This window comes from Pseudomonas sp. LBUM1648 (assembly GCF_059716145.1).
Window position 1 is genome coordinate 1147750 of the sequence record NZ_CP166808.1, and the last position, 23311, is coordinate 1171060.

The window sequence follows — 23311 nt, forward strand, 5'->3', positions numbered from 1 at the left end:
TCAAAAGATCGCAGCCTGCGGCAGCTCCTACAGAGTTGTGTATCTGTGGTTAATGCGTGCGGGTCACTTTGCTCAAGTGGCGCGGCTGATCCGGGTCCATGCCTCGGGCTACGGCGAGCCCGGCAGCCATCACGTAGAAACTCTGGATCGCCAGAATCGGGTCGAGGACCGGGTGTTCGGCGCGGCTCAGGGTCAGGTCGCGTTCGCTGATGTCGTCCGGCGCGGCCAGCAAGACGCGGGCGCCGCGTTGGCGCATTTCTGCCGCCAGACTCAACAGCCCGGCCTGTTCGGCGCCGCGTGGTGCGAAGACCAGCAGCGGGTAGTGTTCGTCGATCAGCGCCATCGGGCCGTGACGGACTTCGGCGCTGCTGAAGGCTTCGGCCTGGATCGCCGAGGTTTCTTTGAACTTCAGCGCCGCTTCCTGAGCGATGGCAAAACCGGCACCGCGACCGATCACCATCAGGCGTTCGCAATCGCGCAGGGCATCAATGGCCACGCTCCAGTCCTGTTGTGCCGCTTCGCGCAGGCCTTCGGGCAGGGCGTTGTGGGCTTGCAGCAATTCGTTGTCCTCTTTCCAGTGCGCGATCAGACGAGCGCTGGCGCTGAGGGTGGCGATAAAACTCTTGGTCGCGGCGACGCTGCTTTCAGTACCGGCGAGCAGCGGCACGCTGAATTCACACGCGGCTTCCAGCGGCGAATCGGCGGCGTTGACCATGGAAACGCTGAGCGCCCCACGCTTGCGCAGCAGACGCAGACTGTTGACCAGATCCGGGCTCTGACCGGACTGCGAGAACGCGAAGGCGACCTGTCCGCTAACCTTCAGCGGCGCCTGCTGCATGGTCACCACCGACATCGGCAACGACGCCACCGGCACGCCCAATTGCTGCATGGTCAGGTAGGCGAAGTAGCTCGCCGCGTGGTCGGAACTGCCGCGCGCGACGGTCATCGCCACTTGCGGCGGCTGACGGCGCAGACGCCCGGCGATCTCGATCAGTTGCGGGTCGAGTTGTTGCAGTTGGGCCTGCACGGCCTCGAACGAGGACAGCGCCTCTTCAAGCATTTTTGAAGTCAATGTCTTCTCCTTCGACCATGACGGCGGTCAGTGTGAGTGAGCGATCCAGCCGCACGCAGTCGGCCCAGGCGCCTGGTTCAAGGCGCCCGCGTTCGGTGATGCCGAGGTAGTCGGCGGGGAATTGCGAAAGTCGTTGCGAGGCTTCGGCGATGGGCAAACCGATCTTCACCAGGTTGCGCAGGGCCTGATCCATGGTCAGGGTGCTGCCGGCCAGCGTGCCGTCGGGCAGGCGCACGCCGCCCAGGCATTTGGTCACGGTGTGGCTGCCGAGCTTGTATTCACCGTCGGGCATGCCAGCAGCGGCGGTCGAGTCGGTGACGCAATACAGGCACGGGATCGAGCGCAGGGCCACGCGGATGGCGCCGGGGTGTACGTGGAGCAAATCCGGAATCAGCTCGGCGTACTTGGCATGGGCCAGTGCCGCGCCGACGATCCCCGGCTCGCGGTGATGCAGCGGGCTCATGGCGTTGTACAAATGGGTGAAACTGGTGGCGCCGGCGTCGAGCGCGGCAACGCCTTCCTCGTAACTGCCGAGGGTGTGGCCGATTTGCATGCGAATGCCGCGACCGCTGAGTTCACGGATCAAAGCGTCGTGGCCGGCGATTTCCGGGGCGATGGTGATGACCCGGATCGGCGCCAACGCCAGATATTCTTCGACTTCGGCCATCAACGCGGTGTGGGCGAAGTTTGGTTGCGCGCCGAGTTTGCCGGGGTTGATGTAGGGGCCTTCGAGGTGCACGCCCAGGACTCGGGCACTGTTGGCCGGGCGCTGTTCGCAGAATTCGCCGACTGCCTTGAGTACGCTGGAAATCTCGGCACTCGGTGCGGTCATGGTGGTGGCCAGCAGCGAAGTGGTGCCGAAGCGCACGTGGGTTTTGGTGATGGTCTCGAAAGCGCTGGCGCCTTCCATGATGTCTTTGCCGCCACCGCCGTGAACGTGCAGGTCGATGAAGCCCGGCAGCAGATAAGGCAGGTCGTTGTCCGCCGGATCGCAAGGCACGCCTTCGATCGACACGACTTTGCCGTGTTCGTGAATCAGCCGGCCGCGAACCCAGCCGTGAGCGGTGAGGATGTTGTCTTCAGACATTTCGGTTCTCGCTGTTTGACGTCTGCGCCCGGTTAGCGGCGCAGCTCTGCAACAAAGTCGTAGTAGTCGTTGCGGCAATAGGTGTCGGTGACTTCGATCGGCGTGTTGTCTTCCAGATAGCCGACCCGGGTCATCAGCAGCATGGCGGTGCCGGGGGCGATGCCGACCAGCGCGGCGAACTCGTCCGAGGCGTTGATCGCCTGGATGTGCTGCAAGGCGCGGACGATCGGTTTGCCGATGCCGTCGAGGTATTCGTAGAGCGAATCGCCCACCGCTTGCGGTTTGGGCATGATCGAGGCGGGCAGGGTGCTCATCTCGATGGCCATCACGGTGTCGTCGGCTTTGCGCAGGCGTTTCATGCGCGCGACCTTGTCGTTCGGCGACAGGCTCAGGCGAATCAGTTCTTCGTGGGTCGGCAGGGTGATTTCCCGCTCCAGCCATTGCGAGCTGGGCACGAAGCCCTTGAGGCGGAGCATTTCACTGAAGCCGGAGAGGCGGGAGAGGGGTTGCTCCAGACGTGGGGTGATGAAGGTGCCGGAACCTTGCAAACGACGGATCAAACCTTGATCGAGCAGAACTTCCAGTGCCTTGCGCGCTGTCACCCGGGAGATGCCCAGCTGTTCGCTGAGATTGCGCTCGGATGGCATCGCCTGTTCGGCTTTCCACTGCCCGGCATGAATGGCCGCTTCCAGGTTACGCGCCAGTTGCAGGTACAGCGGCGTCGGCTGGGAATCGTCAGGGCGTAGGACGTGGAGGTCATTCATGTAGGTCATTTCCGGCGCGAGTATAGGATTGTTGTGGCGCGCTTGTGAGGCGGAAATTAATACCACTTGAATACCATGTCAACGCAGGGAAATGGCCGTTGGCCCAATGAAATGGCGGGTTTTAGGGGGAGTGGTTTTAAGTGGTATTAGCGGGTGGCTTTAAAAAGCAAAAGATCGCAGCCTGCGGCAGCTCCTACAGTGGGAAGTGGTATCAACCCTGTAGGCGCTGACGCAGTCTGCGATCGTTTGATTTATTTTTTCGAGAGCGACCAAAGGTCGGTCGTTAAGGGCGAATCTCGATCATCGTGCCGTCCGGCACCAAGCCCCAGACTTCGCGCATGTCCATGTTGCGCATGGCGATGCAGCCGTCGGTCCAGTCCAGGGTGTGGAACAGATCTTCGGGCGTTTCTTCCGAGTCCGGCGTGCCGTGGATCATGATCATGCCGCCAGGCTCGACGCCTTCACGCCGGGCACGCGCCGAATCGCTGATGTTCGGGTAAGAAATGTGCATCGACAGATTGAATTTTTCGCTGGTCTTGCGCCAGTCGATCCAATAGAAGCCTTCAGGTGTGCGCTTGTCGCCTTCAATCAGTTTCGGACCTTTTTTTGCTCCCTTGCCCAGAGAGATGCGATAGGTCTTGAGTGGCTTGCCGTCGACGATCAACTGCAGTTGATGAGCCGATTTAAGCACCAGTACTTTTTCGATGAGAGGAGTATTCGACGGCGTCATGGTGGTCACGAATGACGCTTGCGAGACCGTGACGAACGACAGGCAAAACAGGGCAAGCAACCAGCGCATTGAAACGATTCCCCAAGGAGTGACGCAGATATTTTATTTATAGAGGCTTTTAGGTGATGGCAGGCTGGGCCAGCGGCGGAATCGATTCGGAACGAACCGGATAGACCTCGGCGCGCCGGTCAGCGAAGAAGCATTCTAGGGTACGGCCCACCGTGCGGAAAGCCAGTTCGTCCCAGGGGATGTCGGCTTCGTCGAATAGTTGTACTTCCAGGCTTTCGGGGCCGGCGGCAAAATCCAGATCGACCAGTTCGGCGCGGAAGAACACATGCACCTGGCTGATGTGCGGCACATCGATCAGGGTATAGATGCTCAGGTTACGCACCCGGGCGCAGGCTTCCTCGGCGGTTTCGCGGGTCGCGGCTTGCTCGATCGTTTCGCCGTTCTCCATGAATCCGGCGGGCAACGTCCAGTAACCGAGGCGCGGTTCGATGGCGCGGCGGCAGAGCAACACTTGAGTGCCCCAGGTCGCGACGCAACCGGCAACGATATTGGGGTTCTGATAGTGAATGGTCTGACAGCTATCGCAGACAAATCGCAGCCGCGAGTCGCCTTCGGGAATGCGCTGTGTCACCGGGTTACTGCACTGGCTGCAAAATTTCATGCTGGGGTTCCTGAATGCTGCGCCTATCTTGGCGTGCAGCGGTGCCGGTCGGCAAGTTGTCGTTTCGCGACACGGCAAGATTCAGGGGCTTGGGCGGTCGCAATGATTGGTGCATGATGCAGGGCAAGGCACAGATCGAGAACACTCATGCTGGACGAGCTACTGCATCGGGTAAGCAACCACACACCGCGCACGCTGGAGACCGACACACGTTTCCCCGAGGCCGCCGTTCTGGTGCCGATCACCCGCAGTGACGAGCCGGAACTGGTATTGACCCTGCGCGCCAGCGGTCTCTCGACTCACGGCGGCGAAGTCGCCTTCCCCGGTGGACGCCGCGATCCCGAAGACCCCGATCTGATTTTCACTGCCCTGCGCGAAGCCGAAGAAGAGATCGGCCTGCCGCCGGGACTGGTCGAAGTGATCGGCCCGCTCAGTCCGCTGATCTCGCTGCACGGTATAAAGGTCACGCCTTATGTCGGCGTGATCCCCGATTTTGTCGAATATCTGGCCAACGATGCGGAAATCGCTGCCGTATTCAGTGTGCCACTGGAATTCTTCCGCAAAGACCCTCGCGAACACACCCATCGCATCGACTATCAGGGGCGCAGTTGGTATGTGCCGAGCTATCGATACGGTGAATTCAAGATCTGGGGGCTGACAGCGATCATGATCGTCGAGTTGATCAATCTGCTCTATGACGCGAAAATCAGCCTGCATCAGCCGCCTAAAAGCTTTATCAACACCTGAAAGCCATCGCTCGAATGGCCCTTCATCGTGAGCCCTGAGGAAAACAAGATGAAATACCGCTTGGGCGACGCCCGTGTCGAAACCCATCCACAGAGCTGGGTCGCCCCCAACGCCGTGCTGGTGGGCAAGGTCAAGCTGGAAGAGGGCGCCAACGTCTGGTTCAACGCCGTGCTGCGCGGCGACAACGAACTGATCCTGATCGGCAAGAACAGCAACGTCCAGGACGGCACGGTGATGCACACCGACATGGGTTTTCCGCTGACCATCGGCACCGGCGTGACCATTGGCCACAACGCCATGCTGCATGGCTGCACAGTCGGCGATTACAGCCTGATCGGCATTAACGCGGTGATTCTCAACGGCGCGAAGATCGGCAAAAACTGCATCATTGGCGCGAACTCGCTGATCGGTGAAGGCAAGGAAATTCCCGACGGTTCGCTGGTCATGGGTTCGCCGGGCAAAGTCGTGCGAGAACTGACCGAGCCACAGAAGAAGATGCTCGAAGCCAGCGCCGCGCACTATGTGCATAACTCCCAGCGTTATGCGCGTGATCTGGTTGAGCAGGAAGAATGAACACGCCTGAAAGACCTGTGAAATCACCCTGCGTGAATATCTGTGCGCTGGACGAGGATGATATTTGCACGGGCTGCCAGCGCACGGTCGAGGAGATTACCCGTTGGAGCCGGATGAGCAATGACGAGCGGCGGGCAGTGTTGGGGTTGTGTCATGAGCGGGCGAAGGCGAGTGGGTTGGTGTGGATGATCCCTTCGAAGTCGTGATCGACTTGAGAATGCCCTCACCCTAACCCTCTCCCAGAGGGAGAGGGGACTGACCGAGGTGTCTTTCGCTATACGCCGACTTGGCATACCGAGTCGAACTCAGGTTTCGAAACGCACCCGATCTGCTCCCTTTCCCCCTCGCCCCCTTGGGGGAGAGGGCTGGGGTGAGGGGGTGGCTCTTGATCTGCGGGTCCAGTAACCTGTGCGCCAATCTGACAGGTCGCCCCCATGATTTTCCTCATCGCCTATATCAGCAGCGTCGTGCTGATCAACTTCGCCTTCTCCACTGCGCCCCACCTGGACATCATCTGGTCGGCCTGGGGCGGTTTGGTGTTCGTGCTGCGCGACATGGTGCAAACCCGCTTTGGTCATGGCGCCATCGTGGCGATGCTGGCGGCACTGGTGTTGTCATACGTCACATCCGATCCGTCCATTGCCCTGGCCAGCGCCACGGCGTTCGCGGTTTCCGAGTGCATCGACTGGCTGGTGTTCAGCATCACCAAGCGGCCGTTGCGCGACCGTTTGTGGATCAGTTCGGCGCTGAGCATTCCCCTCGATACCTTCATCTTTTTCGGCATGATCGACCTGCTGACGCCACCCGTGATCATCACCGCGCTGGCCTCGAAATTTGCCGGCGTCACCGCCGTCTGGCTGATCATGGCCTGGCGTGATCGCAAACAGGCCGTCGCCAGCTGAAGCCAAACCCTCGGGTTCATGTAAAATGCCGCGCTTTCTCCCCATGGAAAGCGCGTCTGGCGTTGCTTTCCTCGATGATCCGCTTCTTTGAGGACCTGAGATGACCCGTATCGGAACTCCATTGTCGCCAACCGCGACCCGCGTATTGCTGTGTGGCTGTGGTGAGTTGGGCAAGGAAGTGGTGATCGAGCTGCAACGCTTGGGCGTTGAAGTGATTGCCGTCGACCGTTACGCCAACGCGCCGGCCATGCAAGTCGCCCATCGCAGCCACGTGATCAACATGCTCGACGGCGCGGCCCTGCGTGCAGTCATCGAGGCCGAGAAACCGCACTTCATCGTGCCGGAAATCGAAGCCATTGCCACCGCCACTCTGGTCGAGCTGGAAGCTGAAGGCTTCACCGTGATCCCGACCGCCCGTGCCGCGCAACTGACCATGAACCGCGAAGGCATCCGTCGTCTGGCCGCTGAAGAGCTGGACCTGCCGACCTCGCCGTACCACTTTGCCGACACCTTCGAGGACTACAGCAAAGCCGTTCAGGATTTGGGTTTCCCATGTGTCGTGAAACCGGTGATGAGTTCGTCGGGCAAAGGCCAAAGCCTGCTGCGCAGCAACGATGACGTGCAGAAGGCCTGGGACTACGCTCAAGAGGGCGGCCGCGCGGGCAAGGGTCGGGTGATCATCGAAGGCTTTATCGATTTCGACTACGAAATCACTCTGCTGACCGTGCGCCATATGGGTGGCACCACGTTCTGCGCGCCAGTGGGTCACCGCCAGGAGAAGGGCGATTACCAGGAATCCTGGCAGCCACAGGCCATGAGCCCGATTGCGCTGGCGGAATCCGAGCGCGTTGCCAAAGCCGTGACCGAGGCGTTGGGCGGCCGTGGTCTGTTTGGCGTCGAGCTGTTCATCAAAGGTGATCAGGTATGGTTCAGCGAAGTGTCGCCGCGCCCGCACGACACTGGTCTGGTCACACTGATTTCCCAGGATCTGTCGCAGTTCGCCTTGCACGCTCGGGCCATTCTCGGCCTGCCAGTGCCGCTGATCCGTCAGTTCGGGCCATCGGCTTCGGCGGTTATTCTGGTGGAAGGTCAGTCGACCCAGACGGCATTCGCCAACCTTGGCGCTGCGCTGAGCGAGCCGGATACCGCGCTGCGTCTGTTCGGCAAGCCTGAGGTCAATGGTCAGCGCCGCATGGGCGTGGCATTGGCGCGTGATGAGTCGATCGAGGCCGCTCGTGCCAAGGCGACCCGCGCTGCTCAGGCTGTTGTCGTAGAACTCTAAACCGAGTCGCGGCATTCGCGAGCAGGCTCGCTCCCACTGGGAAATGCATTCCAAATGTGGGAGCGAGCCTGCTCGCGAAGCTTTTGATCTTCTGTCAGGCAATCTGATTCAGATCGTTATTCCTCGTTTCCTTCAAACACAGCACCGCGATCAAACTCAGCACCGCTGCCGCCGACACATACCCGCCGACATAACTCAAACCACCCATCGCCACCAGTTTCTGCGCAAAGAACGGCGCCGCCGAGGCTCCGACAATGCCGCCGAGGTTGTAGGCTGCCGATGCGCCGGTATAACGCACGTGAGTCGGAAACAGCTCCGGCAACAGCGCACCCATCGGGGCGAATGTCACGCCCATCAAGAACAGCTCGATACACAGGAACAGCGCCACGCCCCAGGTCGAGCCATGAGTCAGCAGCGGTTCCATCAGGAATCCGGACAGAATCGCCAGCACGCCGCCGATGATCAGCACCGGTTTGCGCCCGTAACGGTCACTGGCCCAGGCCGACAGCGGTGTCGCGGCCGCCATGAACAGCACGGCAAAGCACAGCAGGCCAAGGAACGTCTCACGGCTGTAACCGAGGGTGGACACGCCGTAGCTCAGGGAAAACACCGTCGAGATATAGAACAGCGCGTAGCAGACAACCATCGCCGCCGCGCCCAGCAGCGTCGGTACCCAATACTGGCTGAACAGCTCGACCAGCGGCACTTTCACTCGCTCCTGACGGGCGATGGCATTGGCGAATACCGGGGTTTCGTGGAGTTTCAGACGTACGTACAGGCCGACCATCACCAGTGCCGCGCTGAGCAGGAAAGGAATCCGCCAGCCCCAGCTGCGGAACTGCTCGTCGCTCAGCGTCATGGCCAATGTCAGGAACAGGCCGTTAGCCGCGAGAAAGCCAATCGAAGGGCCGAGCTGCGGGAACATGCCGAACCACGCGCGCTTGCCCTTCGGCGCGTTTTCCGTGGCCAGCAATGCGGCTCCGCCCCATTCGCCGCCCAATCCCAGGCCCTGACCGAAACGCAGCACGCACAACAGAATCGGTGCCCAGGCCCCGATGCTGGCGTAACCCGGCAGCACGCCAATCAGCGTTGTACAAACCCCCATCAACAGCAGCGAAGCGACCAGCGTCGATTTGCGTCCGATGCGATCACCGAAATGGCCGAACAGCGCCGACCCTAGCGGGCGGGCAAGGAAGGCAATGCCGAAGGTGAGAAACGCCGAGAGCATCTGCGCGGTGCCGGAGGTCTGCGGAAAGAACACCGGTCCGATCACCAGTGCGGCGGCCGTGGCGTAAACGTAGAAGTCGTAGAACTCGATGGCCGTGCCAATGAAGCTCGCCGTGGCCACGCGGGTGGCGGAGTTGGTCGGCTGGGCAGGCGCGGTGTCGCTGTAAGCGGTACTGGTCGTCATGCGGTGATCCCTGACAGTCATATGCTCCGTTGGAGCGAATTATTATGGTGGAGTACCCAGGGATGTGGGATGAGGCGCGAGCGCTGTTTCGAGTAGGAACAGTCGTCGGTGTGATGCGGAAACAGTCGAGACCTGTTTAGTGCTGGGTAAGCACAGGGTCGGCGGCGCTTGGGTAAGCGCCTCGATTATAGGAAGGTGGCTAACGATTGAACAAGCGCAAAAGATCCCAGCCTTCGGCAGGTCCTGCAGGCGCATTCCACATGTAGGGGCTGCCGAAGGTTCCGGCCGCGTTCGGACGATCTTTTGATCTTTACCTGGCAGGCACCAGAGCGGGCACCGAACTCGTATGCCAGATCAATACCCTGCTAACCCGGTTCTCCTCGGTTTCGAGAATCTCCAGGCGATATCGACCGATCTTCAGGCAAACCGCACTCTCCGGAATGGTTTCCAGTGCCTCGGTCACCAACCCGTTGAGGGTTTTCGGTCCATCGCTGGGCAAATGCCAACCCAGGCATTTGTTCAATTCGCGAATCGAGGCGGTGCCGTCAATCACCATGCGGCCATCGGGCTGCGGATGAATGTGCGGATTATCGAGGCTGTGCTCGCTTTCGAATTCGCCGACGATCTCTTCGAGAATGTCTTCCAGAGTGACGATGCCGAGCACTTCGCCGTACTCGTCCACCACCATGCCCAAACGCCGCTGCTGCTTGTGGAAATTCAGCAGTTGCAGTTGCAGGGGCGTGCTTTCCGGGACGAAGTAAGGCTCGTAACTGGCGGCCAGCAGCGCTTCGCGGGTCAGGCTATCGTCGTTCAACAGGTGGCGGATCTGCCGGGTATTGAGCACCGCTTCGACCTGATTGATGTCGCTGTGGAACACCGGCAGGCGCGTGCGCTTGGTGTTGCGCAGTTGTTCGATGATGTCTTCTATCGGGTCGTCGAGATTGATGCCGTCGACGTCACTGCGCGGTACCAGAATGTCGTTGACCGTAATGTTGTCCAGCGCGTGAATGCCCGAGACCGGGTGCAGGCGAATCGGGTGTTCGGGATCGTCATGTCGATCAGCTTGCACATCGTCTTCGCTTTGTTGCACTACTTGGGCTTTGCGCGCAAACGGACGCATCAGCAAAGCGCTGATCCGGCTGAACAGCCAGGCAAGCGGATAAATGATCTTGAGCGGCACGGCCAGCAGGGTATTGCCGAATGCCAGTACGGCGTCGGGATAACGCTGGGCGAGGGTGCGCGGAAAGTAATCGGTGAACACCAGCAGTATTGCGCCGGCACCCAGGGACGCCGCCCAAGGACCGTTTTCTTCACAGAGGAAAATCGCCAGCAGCGTCGCAATCACCACGGCGAGCGCACGGCACAGGGTGTTGCACAGGATCAGGCTGTCGAGCGGGAAGCTCAGCTTCGCCAGCGGTTTATCGCTGGCGCGCGAGGCGGTGCGTTGCGCGAGCAGATGCTGCTGCGCGATTTCGACGGCGGTAAACAGCCCCGACCATAAAATCAGCAGGACAAATACCGCGAGCATCGGCCCTATGGGCAAACCGTCCATTTATTGCCGCCCGTCAGATATGCAGGATGTATTCACGAACCAGTTTGCTGCCGAAGTACGCCAACATCAGCAGGCAGAAACCGGCGAGAGTCCAGCGAATCGCCTTGTGGCCGCGCCAACCGAGACGATTACGACCCCACAGCAGCACGCTGAAGACAATCCAGGCCAGGCACGCCAGTAAGGTTTTGTGGACCAGATGCTGGGCGAACAGGTTCTCGACGAACAACCAGCCGGAGATCAACGACAGCGACAACAGCGTCCAGCCGGCCCAGAGGAAACCGAATAGCAGGCTTTCCATGGTTTGCAGCGGCGGGAAGTTCTTGATCAGGCCGGACGGGTGCTTGTGCTTGAGTTGGTGGTCTTGCACCAGCAGCAACAAGGCCTGGAATACGGCGATGGTGAACATGCCGTAGGCGAGGATCGACAACAGGATGTGGGCGAGGATGCCGGGCTCTTCATCGATGATCTGTACGGTGCCGGCCGGGGCAAACTGCGCCAGCAGCACGGTGGCCGCGCCCAGCGGGAACAGCAGTACCAGCAGGTTTTCCACCGGAATTCGCGAGCACGCCAGCAATGTCAGGGCAATCACGGCGGCGGCAATCAGGCTGGCGGCGCTGAAAAAGTCCAGGCCCAGACCGATCGGCGTCAGCAGGTGGGTGAGCAGGCTGGCGCTGTGGGCCAGCACGGCGAGGACGCCGAGCGAAACCAGCAGGCGCTTGTTCGCCTTGGCGCCGGTGGCCAGACGAGTGCCTTGATAAAGGGTCGCAGCGGCATATAGAAGGGCGGCGGCGAGTGTGGTCAGCAAACTGGGTGACAAGGGGAGCATAAATCCTGTTAGGCAAGCCCGAAAGGCGCTGAGTTTGGCATAGAACCGCCACACCACGAAAGTGCGAGGTGTCCGCCCGGCGCAGTCTTCGCTATAATCCGCGACCTGCCCACGCCGCAGGCTCGCCGAGCACATGTTGATTCCGGTCTGGGCCGCCATTATCCCGGTCTAAACAGGGCCTGAAAGGATCGCGCAATGTTTGAAAACTTAACCGACCGTCTCTCGCAGACGCTGCGCCATGTCACCGGCAAGGCGAAGCTGACCGAAGACAATATCAAAGACACCCTGCGTGAAGTGCGCATGGCGTTGCTCGAAGCCGACGTCGCCCTGCCGGTGGTCAAGGACTTCGTCAATTCGGTCAAGGAGCGCGCTGTCGGCACCGAGGTGTCGCGCAGCCTGACGCCGGGCCAGGCGTTCGTGAAGATCGTCCAGGCCGAACTCGAAAGCCTGATGGGCGCGGCCAACGAAGACTTGAACCTGAGCGCCGTGCCACCCGCCGTGATTCTGATGGCCGGTTTGCAGGGCGCCGGTAAAACCACCACCGCCGGCAAACTTGCGCGCTTCCTTAAAGAGCGCAAGAAGAAGTCGGTCATGGTCGTGTCGGCGGACGTCTACCGTCCCGCGGCTATTAAACAGCTGGAAACCCTGGCCAACGACATCGGCGTGACGTTCTTCCCGTCCGACCTGAGCCAGAAGCCGGTCGACATCGCCACTGCGGCTATAAAAGAAGCAAAGCTCAAGTTTATTGATGTGGTCATCGTCGACACCGCCGGTCGCCTGCACATCGACGAAGAGATGATGGGCGAGATCAAGGCGCTGCACGCCGCGATCAACCCGGTAGAAACCCTCTTCGTGGTCGACGCCATGACCGGTCAGGACGCGGCCAACACGGCCAAGGCCTTCGGTGATGCACTGCCGCTGACCGGTGTGATCCTGACCAAGGTCGACGGCGATGCCCGTGGCGGTGCCGCCCTGTCGGTGCGCGCCATCACCGGCAAGCCGATCAAGTTCATCGGTATGGGCGAGAAGAGCGAAGCGCTCGATCCGTTCCACCCTGAGCGTATCGCTTCGCGGATTCTCGGCATGGGCGACGTGCTCAGCCTGATCGAACAGGCCGAAGCGACCCTCGACAAGGACAAGGCCGACAAACTGGCCAAGAAGCTGAAGAAGGGCAAGGGCTTCGATCTCGAAGACTTCCGCGATCAGTTGCAACAGATGAAGAACATGGGCGGCCTTGGCGGCCTCATGGACAAACTGCCGAGCATCGGCGGCGTCAACCTGTCGCAGATGGGCAATGCCCAGAATGCGGCAGAGAAACAATTCAAGCAGATGGAAGCCATCATCAACTCCATGACCCCGGCCGAGCGCCGTGACCCTGAGCTGATCAGCGGTTCGCGCAAGCGCCGGATCGCCATGGGTTCCGGCACTCAGGTGCAGGACATCGGTCGCTTGATCAAGCAGCACAAGCAGATGCAGAAGATGATGAAGAAATTCACCGCCAAAGGCGGAATGGCGAAAATGATGCGCGGCATGGGCGGTATGTTGCCCGGCGGCGGGATGCCAAAAATGTAAATAACTGGCCGGTCGTCGCACCGGCGCAGGCCCCGCAAGGATGCGGGATCAACAGCAAACCCGCACTCGGCGGGAGCTGACTGGCCGTTTTCATCGACGGCTCTATATGCAAATCTGCACGGCATGCCATAGGCGCCGGAAAAAGTCATTTGCAAAAGTCCGGATATTCCTTAGAATATGCGGCCTTTCGGGCACCCATGCCCGCTGTGCATTTAGATTTGCAGCACCGACTACAGGAACGATGTTCACATGCTAACAATCCGTCTTGCCCTTGGCGGCTCCAAAAAGCGCCCGTTTTATCACCTGACCGTAACCGACTCGCGCAACCCGCGTGACGGTTCCCACAAAGAACAGGTTGGTTTCTTCAACCCTGTTGCCCGTGGTCAGGAAACCCGTCTGTCCGTGAACCAAGAGCGCGTTGCCTACTGGCTGAGCGTTGGTGCACAACCTTCTGAGCGCGTTGCTCAGTTGTTGAAGGAATCTGCCAAGGCTGCGGCCTGAGCAATATGAACGCGACGCCTGCTGTTGCCGATGATTTGATCGTTATTGGCAAAATTTATTCTGTTCATGGCGTTCGCGGCGAAGTGAAGGTTTATTCCTTTACTGATCCGACTGAAAACCTGTTGCAGTACAAAACCTGGACGCTCAAGCGTGAAGGCAATGTCAAACAGGTCGAGCTGGTCAGTGGACGCGGGAGCGACAAGTTCCTGGTCGCAAAGCTCAAGGGTCTTGATGATCGTGAAGAAGCTCGTCTTCTGGCCGGTTACGAGATCTGCGTGCCGCGCAACCTGTTCGCTGAATTGACCGAAGGCGAGTACTACTGGTACCAGCTGGAAGGTCTGAAGGTCATTGATCACCTGGGGCAATTGCTCGGGAAAATCGATCATCTTCTGGAAACCGGCGCCAATGATGTAATGGTCGTCAAGCCTTGCGCTGGCAGCCTGGATGATCGCGAACGCCTGTTGCCCTATACGGAGCAATGCGTGTTGGCAGTCGACCTCGCATCGGGCGAGATGAAGGTGGATTGGGACGCGGACTTCTAAGCGTGGCTAACTTGCGCGTAGAAGTGATCAGTTTGTTTCCCGAGATGTTTTCCGCCATCGGCGACTACGGCATCACCAGTCGTGCGGTCAAACAGGGGCTCTTGCAGCTGACCTGTTGGAATCCGCGGAACTACACGACGGATCGGCATCACACTGTGGACGATCGCCCGTTTGGCGGTGGTCCAGGCATGGTGATGAAGATCAAGCCCCTGGAAGATGCTCTGGTTCAGGCCAAAGCAGCAGCCGGGGAGGCGGCGAAGGTGATTTACCTGTCCCCCCAAGGCCGTCAACTGACTCAGTCGGCGGTACGCGAGTTGGCAAAATCGGATGCATTGATCCTGATTGCCGGCCGCTATGAAGGCATTGACGAGCGCTTTATTGAGGCTCATGTCGATGAAGAGTGGTCGATTGGCGACTATGTACTGTCTGGCGGCGAGCTGCCGGCCATGGTCCTGATCGATGCGGTTACACGACTGCTGCCTGGAGCTTTAGGGCATGCGGACTCCGCCGAGGAAGATTCCTTTACGGATGGTCTGCTGGATTGCCCGCACTACACCCGACCTGAGGTGTATGCGGATCAGCGTGTACCCGACGTGTTGCTGAGTGGCAACCACGCGCATATCCGGCGTTGGCGTTTACAGCAGTCCCTTGGTAGGACCTATGAACGACGCGCCGATCTTCTGGAAAGCCGCTCGCTTTCTGGAGAAGAGAAGAAGCTGCTCGAGGAATACATCCGCGAGCGGGACGATAGTTAACAACGTATCGATGGTAGATCAGTTGATTTACCTTAGGAGCACAGCATGACCAACAAAATCATCCTTGCACTCGAAGCAGAGCAGATGACCAAAGAAATCCCTACCTTTGCCCCAGGCGACACCATCGTCGTTCAGGTAAAAGTGAAGGAAGGTGATCGTTCCCGTCTGCAAGCGTTCGAAGGCGTTGTAATCGCCAAGCGTAACCGCGGCGTGAACAGTGCATTCACCGTTCGTAAGATCTCCAACGGTGTCGGCGTAGAGCGTACTTTCCAGACCTACTCCCCGCAGATCGACAGCATGGCTGTTAAACGTCGCGGTGACGTACGCAAAGCCAAGCTGTACTACCTGCGCGACCTGTCGGGTAAAGCAGCTCGCATCAAGGAAAAACTGGCTTAAGTCCAGCTTCCGATGCAGAAAAAAGCAGCCTACGGGCTGCTTTTTTGTTGCCTGCAATAAACTGCCCCCATCCTGTAGGAGCTGCCGAAGGCTGCGATCTTTTGATCTTGCTTTCGATTTGCAGTCTACTTTTTACGAGTCATCCCACATGTCTATCCGTGACCAGGAAATCGAACGCCGCACCGAACTCTCGGTGACTCGCGTAACCAAAGCCGTCTTTCCGCCGACCACCAACCACCACAACACCCTGTTCGGCGGCACTGCGCTGGCGTGGATGGACGAAGTGTCGTTCATCACTGCCACACGTTTCTGCCGTTTGCCGCTGGTGACCGTGTCCACCGACCGTATCGACTTCAACCACGCGATCCCGGCCGGTTCCATCGTCGAACTGGTCGGGCGGGTGATCAAGGTCGGTAACACCAGCCTCAAGGTCGAGGTGGAAGTGTTTGTTGAAAGCATGAGCTGCGATGGTCGCGAGAAGGCGATTCATGGCCAGTTCAGCTTTGTCGCGATTGATGATGACAAGCGTCCAGTGCCGGTGTTGCCAGGGTTTTCCGCCTGAGTGTTTCGTGATCGGGTGCGCTGTGAAAAACTGTCCCCCCAGCTGTTGCTGCCTGACTTGAGCCTCTATGTCCGCCATTGACCATCCACTGATTGACCAATTCCTCGACGCCTTGTGGTTGGAGAAAGGCCTGTCCGACAACACGCGTGGCGCCTATCGCAGCGATCTGGCGCTGTTCAACGGCTGGCTGCAGGAGAAGAACCTTGAGCTGATCAACGCCGGCCGCGAGCTGATCCTCGATCACCTGGCGTGGCGTCTGGAGCAGAACTACAAGCCGCGCTCCACGGCGAGATTTCTTTCCGGTGTGCGTGGCTTTTATCGGTATCTGCTGCGGGAAAAGCTGATCACCGTCGACCCGACGTTGCGCGTCGATATGCCGCAACTGGGTAGGCCGCTGCCCAAATCGCTGTCAGAAGCTGATGTCGAAGCACTGCTCAAGGCGCCCGACCTGAGCGAAGCCATCGGCCAGCGCGACCGCGCCATGCTGGAAGTCTTGTACGCCTGCGGTTTGCGCGTGACCGAACTGGTCAGTCTGACGCTGGAACAGGTCAACCTGCGCCAGGGCGTATTGCGGGTTATGGGCAAGGGCAGCAAGGAGCGTCTGGTGCCGATGGGCGAAGAGGCAATAGTCTGGATCGAGCGCTACATGCGTGACGGCCGTGGCGAGTTGCTTGGCGGGCGCCCCAGCGATGTGCTGTTCCCCAGCCAGCGTGGTGAACAGATGACCCGCCAGACCTTCTGGCACCGGATCAAGCATCAGGCCAAGGTCGCCGGGATCGGCAAGTCGCTGTCACCGCACACCTTGCGACATGCATTTGCCACGCATCTGCTCAACCATGGCGCTGACTTGCGCGTGGTGCAGATGCTGCTCGGGCATAGCGATCTGTCGACCACGCAGATCTACACCCACGTCGCCCGGGCGCGGTTGCAGGATCTGCATGCCAAACATCACCCGCGTGGCTGAACAAAGATCATGCAGGAAGAGGGTGTGGTCTCTTGCGACAGGCGCATTCGGCCACCGTGACCTTATGTGTTAGGCTTTGCCGGTTTGCACGATGGACGGTTATGACCCGGTGTTCCGGCACGGGCGTTCTGATCGATCCATTTGTCCGCCTTCAGGAGTTCTCATGCGTCTGACCCAGATTTTCGCCGCCGCAGCCATTGCGTTGGTCAGTACCTTTGCCGTCGCCGATGACGCGGCCGACAAAGCGATTCGTCAAAGCCTGGAAAAACTCGAACTCGAGGTTCCGGTAGAAAGTATCAGTGCCAGCCCGTTGCCAGGCATGTATGAAGTCAAGCTCAAGGGCAGCCGCGTGCTGTACGCCAGCGCCGACGGCCAGTACATCGTTCAGGGTTACCTGTTCCAGCTCAAGGACGGCAAACCGGTCAATCTGACCGAGAAGACCGAGCGTCTGGGCATCTCCAAACTGGTCAACGCCATCCCGGTGGCCGAAACCGTGGTTTACCCGGCCGTGGGCGAGACCAAATCGCACATCACCGTGTTCACCGACACCACCTGCCCGTACTGCCACAAGCTGCATGCCGAAGTGCCGGAGCTGAACAAGCGTGGCATCGAAGTGCGTTATGTTGCGTTTCCGCGCCAGGGCCTCGGCTCGCCGGGTGACGAGCAACTGCAAGCGGTGTGGTGCTCGAAAGACAAGAAAGCGGCCATGGACAAAATGGTCGATGGCAAGGAAATCAAGGCCGCCAAGTGCGATAACCCGGTTTCCAGACAATTCGCTCTGGGGCAGTCGATTGGTGTGAACGGTACACCGGCCATCGTTTTGGCCGACGGACAAGTCATTCCGGGCTACCAGCCTGCGCCACAAGTCGCCAAACTGGCGCTGGGCGCCAAGTAATTCGCATCGTCACGGTCAGGCTTTGACGATCATGGTCCGGTAGCAACATCGCCGGGCCATTAATAGAGAGCCGCGAGCACGCGGTTGTTTTCCGGCCGACCCTGAGTCGGCCGTTTTATGGGGAGTTCACAGTGAATCCGGTCAAAGTAGGCATCTGTGGGTTAGGGACCGTCGGTGGCGGTACCTTCAACGTACTTCAGCGCAACGCCGAGGAAATTGCTCGTCGTGCCGGGCGTGGGATCGAAGTGGCACAAATTGCCACGCGCACGCCAAAGCCTCAGTTCCAGACGACCGGTATTGCGATTACCAACGATGTCTTCGAAGTGGCCACGAACCCTGAGATCGATATCGTCATAGAGCTGGTGGGCGGCTATACCGTTGCCCGCGAGCTGGTACTCAAGGCCATCGAGAATGGCAAGCATGTGGTCACCGCGAACAAGGCTCTGATTGCCGTTCACGGTAATGAAATTTTCGCCAAGGCACGCGAGAAAGGCGTGATCGTGGCGTTCGAAGCGGCTGTGGCCGGTGGCATTCCGGTGATCAAGGCGATCCGTGAAGGCCTGTCCGCCAACCGCATCAACTGGGTCGCCGGGATCATCAACGGCACCGGCAACTTCATCCTCACCGAAATGCGCGAGAAGGGTCGCACCTTCGAAGACGTGTTGGCCGAGGCTCAGGCTCTGGGTTACGCCGAAGCCGATCCGACCTTCGACGTCGAAGGCATCGATGCGGCGCACAAGCTGACGATTCTGGCTTCGATCGCGTTCGGCATTCCGCTGCAATTCGACAAGGCTTACACCGAAGGCATCACCAAGCTGACTACAGCTGACGTCAACTACGCCGAAGCGCTCGGTTATCGCATCAAGCACCTCGGTGTGGCGCGCATCACTGATGCCGGCATCGAGTTGCGCGTACACCCGACGCTGATTCCGGCCGATCGTTTGATCGCCAACGTCAACGGTGTGATGAACGCGGTGATGGTCAACGGTGACGCTGCCGGTTCGACCCTGTTCTACGGCGCCGGTGCCGGTATGGAGCCGACAGCTTCGTCGGTGATCGCCGATCTGGTGGACGTGGTTCGCGCCATGACCTCCGATCCGGAAAACCGCGTACCGCATCTGGCTTTCCAGCCGGACTCGCTGTCGGCCCATCCGATCCTGCCGATCGAAGCCTGCGAAAGCGCTTACTACTTGCGCATCCAGGCCAAGGACCATCCGGGCGTACTGGCTCAGGTGGCGAGCATCCTTTCGGAGCGCGGCATCAACATCGAGTCGATCATGCAGAAGGAAGTCGAGGAACACGACGGTCTGGTGCCGATGATCTTGCTGACCCACCGTGTAGTGGAACAGCGCATCAACGATGCAATCGCCGCCCTCGAAGCTCTGGCCGGCGTGAACGGTCCGGTTGTACGGATCCGCGTCGAGCACCTGAACTAAGCCGCTATTGTTCACCGGGCCCGTGCGCGGGCCCGGCTTTGCGAACACTCTCCATTGGAGTCAGTCATGCGTTACATCAGTACCCGCGGCCAGGCACCGGCCCTGAATTTCGAAGATGTCCTGCTGGCCGGTCTTGCCTCCGACGGCGGTCTGTACGTCCCGGAAGTGCTGCCACGTTTCACTCAGGAGGAAATCTCTTCCTGGGCCGGCCTGCCGTATCACGAGTTGGCCTTCCGAGTGATGCGCCCGTTTGTAACCGGCAGCATTCCCGATGCCGATTTCAAGAAGATCCTTGAAGAAACCTACGGTGTGTTCTCGCACAGCGCCGTGGCGCCGCTGCGTCAACTGAACGGCAATGAATGGGTGCTGGAACTGTTCCACGGCCCGACCCTGGCGTTCAAGGACTTCGCCCTGCAACTGCTCGGTCGTCTGCTCGACTACGTGCTGGAAAAGCGCGGCGAGCGCGTGGTGATTGTCGGTGCCACCTCCGGTGATACCGGTTCGGCCGCCATCGAAGGCTGCAAACATTGCGAAAACGTCGACATCTTCATCTTGCACCCGCACAACCGTGTGTCCGAAGTGCAGCGTCGCCAGATGACCACGATTTTCGGCGAGAACATCCATAACATCGCCATCGAAGGCAACTTCGATGACTGCCAGGAAATGGTCAAGAACAGCTTCGCCGACCAGAGCTTCCTCAAAGGCACGCGTCTGGTGGCGGTGAACTCGATCAACTGGGCGCGAATCATGGCCCAGATCGTTTACTACTTCCACGCAGCCCTGCAGTTGGGCGGTCCGGCGCGTTCGGTGTCGTTCTCGGTGCCTACCGGCAACTTCGGTGACATCTTCGCCGGTTACCTGGCGCGCAACATGGGCCTGCCGATCAATCAACTGATCGTCGCCACCAACCGCAACGACATCCTGCACCGCTTCATGAGCGGCAACCAGTACGTCAAGGAAACCCTGCACGCCACGCTGTCGCCGTCGATGGACATCATGGTCTCGTCGAACTTCGAGCGCCTGCTCTTCGACCTGCACGGTCGCAATGGTGCAGCGATTGCCGGTCTGATGGATTCGTTCAAACAGGGCGGCGGCTTCAGCGTCGAGCAAGAACGCTGGACCGAAGCGCGCAAACTGTTCGACTCGCTGGCCGTGGATGACGCGCAAACCTGTGAAACCATCGCCGACGTCTTTGCACAGACCGGTGAAGTACTCGACCCGCACACGGCTATCGGCGTCAGAGCCGCGCGCGAATGCCGTCGCAGCCTGGACATCCCGATGGTGATTCTGGGCACTGCACACCCGGTGAAATTCCCGGATGCAGTGGAAAAGGCCGGTGTAGGAAAAGCTCTCGCACTACCTGCACATCTTTCTGATTTGTTTGAGCGAAACGAGCGCTGCACCGTTCTGCCAAATGAGCTGAAAGCCGTACAAGCCTTTGTCAGTCAGCATGGCAACCGCGGCAAGCCGCTTTAAGACGCTAAAAGCTGTCACATTTTGAAGCCCGTCTCCTGACGGGCTTTTTTGTTTCTGCTGCCACACTGCTGGGGTTTTCACCCATGAAGGACGGGTGAGTCGATCACGAAGGAAGTGGCAATGCTGTTTTATAGAGGTTTGAAACCGGCACTGGGCTGGTTGTTTGTGTTCGGGTTGCTGGCATGGATGCGCGGCAGTGTGGCGGCGCAACTGGCGCTGCATGAGGAAGGGGTGGCACTCAATGTCCAGTCCGTGGAACTGAACGCGCACGAGCGCCAATGGATTCGCGATAACCCCAAGGTGACGGTGGCGTCGGTGCAGTACCCGTTGTATCTGTTCAAGGACGAACATGGGCAGTGGAGCGGTTTGAACAACGATGTGCTCAAGCGCCTCACTGCGATGACCGGGTTGCAATTTGTGCATCAGGAATCTTTTTCCACCGATCATATGCTGGAGCGCCTTGAGAGCGGGGCGGCGGACATCAGTACTACCCTGGCCGTGAGTGATGAGCGCAAGGTTTTTCTGGATTTCAGCCACGCATTCGGTGGCGCCGGATGGGTGTTTGTCGGTCGCGCCGGATCGCCGCAGGTGGAGTCTTTCGAGCAATTGGCCAAGCGCGTGGTTGTGCTGCCGGCCCGCCATGCGCTGGAGGATGTGATTCGGCGTGACTTCCCGGCGATCGAGATACGTTCGGTCAAGACCTATGCCGAGGCCCGGGCTCTGGTCGAGAGCGGCGAAGCCTACGCGACCATTGAAAACGAGATTGGTGCACAGCTTTATCCTTTGGGGTTGCTCAAGGTGGGCGGCCTGGTGGAAGGCAAGTGGGAAGCCGATAACCTGGCCGTGCGCAAGGGCATGCCGGAGCTGCTGAGCATTCTCAACAAGGCGCTGGAGGCGTTTCCGGCCGCCGAGTTGCGGGCCATTCGCCTGAAATGGCTTGAAGGCATTTCACCGGCACCTGTGCCGTCCATGTGGCAGCGCATGATCGAATGGGGCTGCTGGATGATGGGCGGGCTCGGCGTGTTCGGTTTGTTGTCGCTGATATGGAATCGGCGACTGACGGCGGTGATCAAGTTGCGGCGCGAGGCGGAAAAGGATCTTGGCGATCAACTGGCGTTTCAGCACGCACTGATCGATTCCATGCCCGATCCGGTGTTCGTCCGCGATCTGCACGGGCGTCTGATTATGTGCAACCGCAGCTATGAAGAGGCGCTTTCGGTTCGACTGGATCAGGTGCAGGGGCGGCAGTTGATCGAGGTCGGTGCGTTACCCGAAGCGACGGCGTTGATGTTGCACGACGAGTTCATGATGCAACTGCGCACGCGCAAGTCGCGTTTCAGCAAGCGGCAATTGCAGTTCAACAACGGCCCGCGCGAGGTCTATCAGTGGACGGTGCCTTTTTACAGTGCCGACGGCCAATTGCGTGGTCTGCTGGGCGGCTGGACGGACATCACTCAGCGCCGGACGGAGAGCGGGTGCAGATGTCCGCATTGAAGTTGGGAAATGTCCTATACGACGTGACTACTTTTCTGATGGGAGGCTTAAGACGGCTGCCCTAGAGTGAACGACAACTGCGGTGAGAGTCCGCGATTGTCGCCTCAGAGGTCGCCCATGCGCTCGCTTAAAGTCCTGATTCTTGAACCCAATCCGTTCCAGTTGATGGCATTGCATCAAATGCTCAATGCCATTGGCATCTACGACGTACTGACGGCGCCGTCGCTGGCATCGGCCCTGTGTTCACTGGGGCATCGCGGCGCTGTCGACATCGCTATTTGCGATCCGCAACTCAAAGGGGGAGATGGCCTGGCGCTGATCCAGCATCTGGCGGAGCAGCAAGAAGCGCGTGCGCTGATCCTTTTGGGCGCGGTCGCGCCGAGTCTGCTGAACGATCTGGACTCGTTGCTGCGCGAGCATCGGTTGCGACTGCTGGGGCGTCTGCAAACACCGGTCTCGGCGGTGCTGATGAGAGGTTTGCTGGACAGCTACCTGATCGCCCATACGCAGCCTGTCGGCGTTTGAGGGGCGTGGTTATTTTTCTGTCATCTTCGCCGTGCATGCTCTGACAGACCGGTGGCGCTGCGGTGCTTGCAACCGAAATGCAGAACTTTCTTCTCGGGCCGGTGGTCATTTACAGTGGACACGCCCCAGACACAATGTTTTCGGACTATTGAGTGGAGATCGAGATGGAAAGTATCAGTCTATTGCTCGGTGAGGCTCTGAGCCCGTATCAGGTTTCGTTGTCCTCAAGTGGTGCCCAGGGTGAATGCCTGGTGACCTTGAAGAACAGCAGCGGCGCCATTGTGGTTGAACGCCAATTCAATCAGGCGCAGTTGACCGACAAGCGTCAACTGACCGATGTCGTTGATGGTTTGCACCGTGACATCCTGATTGCCGAAGGGCGCCTGGAGCCCTGCGTGATCGCAGCATTGCGCAATGCAGCCCTGGACAAGCGTCCGGCGCTTTGAAAAATGAAATGTTTTTTGTGGGAACCTTCCTGCATCCCCGTCAGTCAGACCCCGTAACAGCAGGATCAAGCATTGTGCTCCGGTGCTTGTCGCTTGCTGCTACTGGTCTTTTTTACAGGCCACGTTTAACC

At 59.5% G+C, this 23311-nt stretch carries 26 protein-coding genes; 18 read left to right on the forward strand and 8 right to left on the reverse strand.

Annotated features, from left to right (window positions below):
• Positions 1–49: 49 nt before the first annotated feature.
• From ACA043_RS05015 to ACA043_RS05035, 5 genes are all read right to left on the reverse strand, one after another.
• Positions 50–1072 carry an SIS domain-containing protein gene (locus ACA043_RS05015; RefSeq protein WP_497658724.1) on the reverse strand — a complete coding sequence of 341 codons (1023 nt, stop codon included), beginning with the start codon at positions 1070–1072 and terminating at the stop codon, positions 50–52.
• On the reverse strand, positions 1053–2159 hold the full coding sequence (nagA, locus tag ACA043_RS05020; protein ID WP_305441560.1) for an N-acetylglucosamine-6-phosphate deacetylase: 1107 nt from the start codon (positions 2157–2159) through the stop codon (positions 1053–1055). The genes ACA043_RS05015 and nagA overlap by 20 nt, the downstream gene beginning before the upstream one ends.
• A 32-nt stretch (positions 2160–2191) precedes the next feature.
• Positions 2192–2923 carry a GntR family transcriptional regulator gene (locus ACA043_RS05025; protein WP_370872606.1) on the reverse strand — a complete coding sequence of 244 codons (732 nt, stop codon included), beginning with the start codon at positions 2921–2923 and terminating at the stop codon, positions 2192–2194.
• A gap of 283 nt (positions 2924–3206) precedes the next feature.
• Positions 3207–3722: a L,D-transpeptidase family protein gene (locus tag ACA043_RS05030; protein ID WP_489879161.1), complete on the reverse strand. Its 516-nt coding sequence runs from the start codon at positions 3720–3722 to the stop codon at positions 3207–3209.
• A 49-nt stretch (positions 3723–3771) separates the two neighbouring features.
• Positions 3772–4323: an NUDIX hydrolase gene (locus ACA043_RS05035; RefSeq protein ID WP_497658725.1), complete on the reverse strand. Its 552-nt coding sequence runs from the start codon at positions 4321–4323 to the stop codon at positions 3772–3774.
• A 147-nt stretch (positions 4324–4470) separates the two neighbouring features.
• On the opposite strand from ACA043_RS05035, the gene ACA043_RS05040 reads away from it, so the two are divergent.
• The 5 genes from ACA043_RS05040 to purT all read left to right on the forward strand — a co-directional run bounded on the left by ACA043_RS05040 (position 4471) and on the right by purT (position 7827).
• Positions 4471–5070 carry a CoA pyrophosphatase gene (locus ACA043_RS05040; protein WP_187680014.1) on the forward strand — a complete coding sequence of 200 codons (600 nt, stop codon included), beginning with the start codon at positions 4471–4473 and terminating at the stop codon, positions 5068–5070.
• Positions 5071–5118: 48 nt separating this feature from the next.
• Positions 5119–5643 (forward strand): gamma carbonic anhydrase family protein, encoded by a 525-nt coding sequence (locus ACA043_RS05045; RefSeq protein ID WP_034154816.1) that lies wholly within the window; start codon positions 5119–5121, stop codon positions 5641–5643.
• Positions 5640–5849 carry a DUF1289 domain-containing protein gene (locus ACA043_RS05050; RefSeq protein ID WP_401271912.1) on the forward strand — a complete coding sequence of 70 codons (210 nt, stop codon included), beginning with the start codon at positions 5640–5642 and terminating at the stop codon, positions 5847–5849. The genes ACA043_RS05045 and ACA043_RS05050 overlap by 4 nt, the downstream gene beginning before the upstream one ends.
• Positions 5850–6077: 228 nt before the next feature.
• Positions 6078–6545: a preQ0 transporter gene (locus ACA043_RS05055; protein WP_187680012.1), complete on the forward strand. Its 468-nt coding sequence runs from the start codon at positions 6078–6080 to the stop codon at positions 6543–6545.
• A gap of 100 nt (positions 6546–6645) precedes the next feature.
• Positions 6646–7827, forward strand: a complete 1182-nt coding sequence (purT, locus tag ACA043_RS05060) for a formate-dependent phosphoribosylglycinamide formyltransferase (RefSeq protein WP_187680011.1) — start codon at positions 6646–6648, stop codon at positions 7825–7827.
• A gap of 94 nt (positions 7828–7921) precedes the next feature.
• Here purT and ACA043_RS05065 read toward each other — a convergent pair whose 3' ends face one another.
• The 3 genes from ACA043_RS05065 to ACA043_RS05075 all read right to left on the reverse strand — a co-directional run bounded on the left by ACA043_RS05065 (position 7922) and on the right by ACA043_RS05075 (position 11616).
• Entirely contained in the window at positions 7922–9238 is a 1317-nt protein-coding gene (locus ACA043_RS05065) for an MFS transporter (RefSeq protein ID WP_497658726.1), read from the reverse strand.
• A gap of 310 nt (positions 9239–9548) precedes the next feature.
• Complete coding sequence (locus ACA043_RS05070; protein WP_489879158.1) at positions 9549–10790, reverse strand: transporter associated domain-containing protein; 1242 nt, start codon at positions 10788–10790, stop codon at positions 9549–9551.
• A gap of 13 nt (positions 10791–10803) precedes the next feature.
• The gene (locus ACA043_RS05075) at positions 10804–11616 is read right to left on the reverse strand and encodes a cytochrome C assembly family protein (RefSeq protein ID WP_187680008.1); all 813 of its coding nucleotides are present in this window, start codon (positions 11614–11616) and stop codon (positions 10804–10806) included.
• Between the two features lie 195 nt (positions 11617–11811).
• Between ACA043_RS05075 and ffh the strand changes: the two genes are divergently transcribed.
• The 13 genes from ffh (at position 11812) to ACA043_RS05140 (ending at position 23180) form a co-directional block, all read left to right on the forward strand.
• Positions 11812–13188: a signal recognition particle protein gene (ffh, locus tag ACA043_RS05080; protein ID WP_008081630.1), complete on the forward strand. Its 1377-nt coding sequence runs from the start codon at positions 11812–11814 to the stop codon at positions 13186–13188.
• Between the two features lie 249 nt (positions 13189–13437).
• Positions 13438–13689: a 30S ribosomal protein S16 gene (rpsP, locus tag ACA043_RS05085; RefSeq protein WP_016986371.1), complete on the forward strand. Its 252-nt coding sequence runs from the start codon at positions 13438–13440 to the stop codon at positions 13687–13689.
• 5 nt (positions 13690–13694) lie between these two features.
• On the forward strand, positions 13695–14231 hold the full coding sequence (gene rimM, locus ACA043_RS05090; protein WP_497658727.1) for a ribosome maturation factor RimM: 537 nt from the start codon (positions 13695–13697) through the stop codon (positions 14229–14231).
• Between the two features lie 2 nt (positions 14232–14233).
• Entirely contained in the window at positions 14234–14986 is a 753-nt protein-coding gene (gene trmD / locus ACA043_RS05095; protein ID WP_187680007.1) for a tRNA (guanosine(37)-N1)-methyltransferase TrmD, read from the forward strand.
• Between the two features lie 45 nt (positions 14987–15031).
• On the forward strand, positions 15032–15382 hold the full coding sequence (gene rplS / locus ACA043_RS05100) for a 50S ribosomal protein L19 (RefSeq protein ID WP_003175895.1): 351 nt from the start codon (positions 15032–15034) through the stop codon (positions 15380–15382).
• A 148-nt stretch (positions 15383–15530) separates the two neighbouring features.
• Positions 15531–15944 carry an acyl-CoA thioesterase gene (locus ACA043_RS05105; RefSeq protein WP_187680006.1) on the forward strand — a complete coding sequence of 138 codons (414 nt, stop codon included), beginning with the start codon at positions 15531–15533 and terminating at the stop codon, positions 15942–15944.
• Between the two features lie 67 nt (positions 15945–16011).
• Positions 16012–16908 (forward strand): site-specific tyrosine recombinase XerD, encoded by an 897-nt coding sequence (gene xerD, locus ACA043_RS05110; protein WP_187680005.1) that lies wholly within the window; start codon positions 16012–16014, stop codon positions 16906–16908.
• A 163-nt stretch (positions 16909–17071) separates the two neighbouring features.
• Positions 17072–17803, forward strand: a complete 732-nt coding sequence (gene dsbC, locus ACA043_RS05115) for a bifunctional protein-disulfide isomerase/oxidoreductase DsbC (protein ID WP_489879157.1) — start codon at positions 17072–17074, stop codon at positions 17801–17803.
• 131 nt (positions 17804–17934) lie between these two features.
• Positions 17935–19239 carry a homoserine dehydrogenase gene (locus tag ACA043_RS05120; RefSeq protein ID WP_489879156.1) on the forward strand — a complete coding sequence of 435 codons (1305 nt, stop codon included), beginning with the start codon at positions 17935–17937 and terminating at the stop codon, positions 19237–19239.
• 66 nt (positions 19240–19305) lie between these two features.
• Positions 19306–20715 (forward strand): threonine synthase, encoded by a 1410-nt coding sequence (gene thrC, locus ACA043_RS05125; protein ID WP_497658728.1) that lies wholly within the window; start codon positions 19306–19308, stop codon positions 20713–20715.
• Between the two features lie 120 nt (positions 20716–20835).
• Positions 20836–22209 (forward strand): transporter substrate-binding domain-containing protein, encoded by a 1374-nt coding sequence (locus ACA043_RS05130; RefSeq protein ID WP_401270679.1) that lies wholly within the window; start codon positions 20836–20838, stop codon positions 22207–22209.
• 117 nt (positions 22210–22326) lie between these two features.
• A complete protein-coding gene (locus ACA043_RS05135) occupies positions 22327–22734 on the forward strand; it encodes a response regulator (RefSeq protein WP_187680000.1) in 408 nt (135 codons plus the stop codon).
• A gap of 164 nt (positions 22735–22898) precedes the next feature.
• Positions 22899–23180: a DUF3509 domain-containing protein gene (locus ACA043_RS05140; protein WP_401270681.1), complete on the forward strand. Its 282-nt coding sequence runs from the start codon at positions 22899–22901 to the stop codon at positions 23178–23180.
• The last annotated feature ends 131 nt before the right edge of the window (positions 23181–23311 follow it).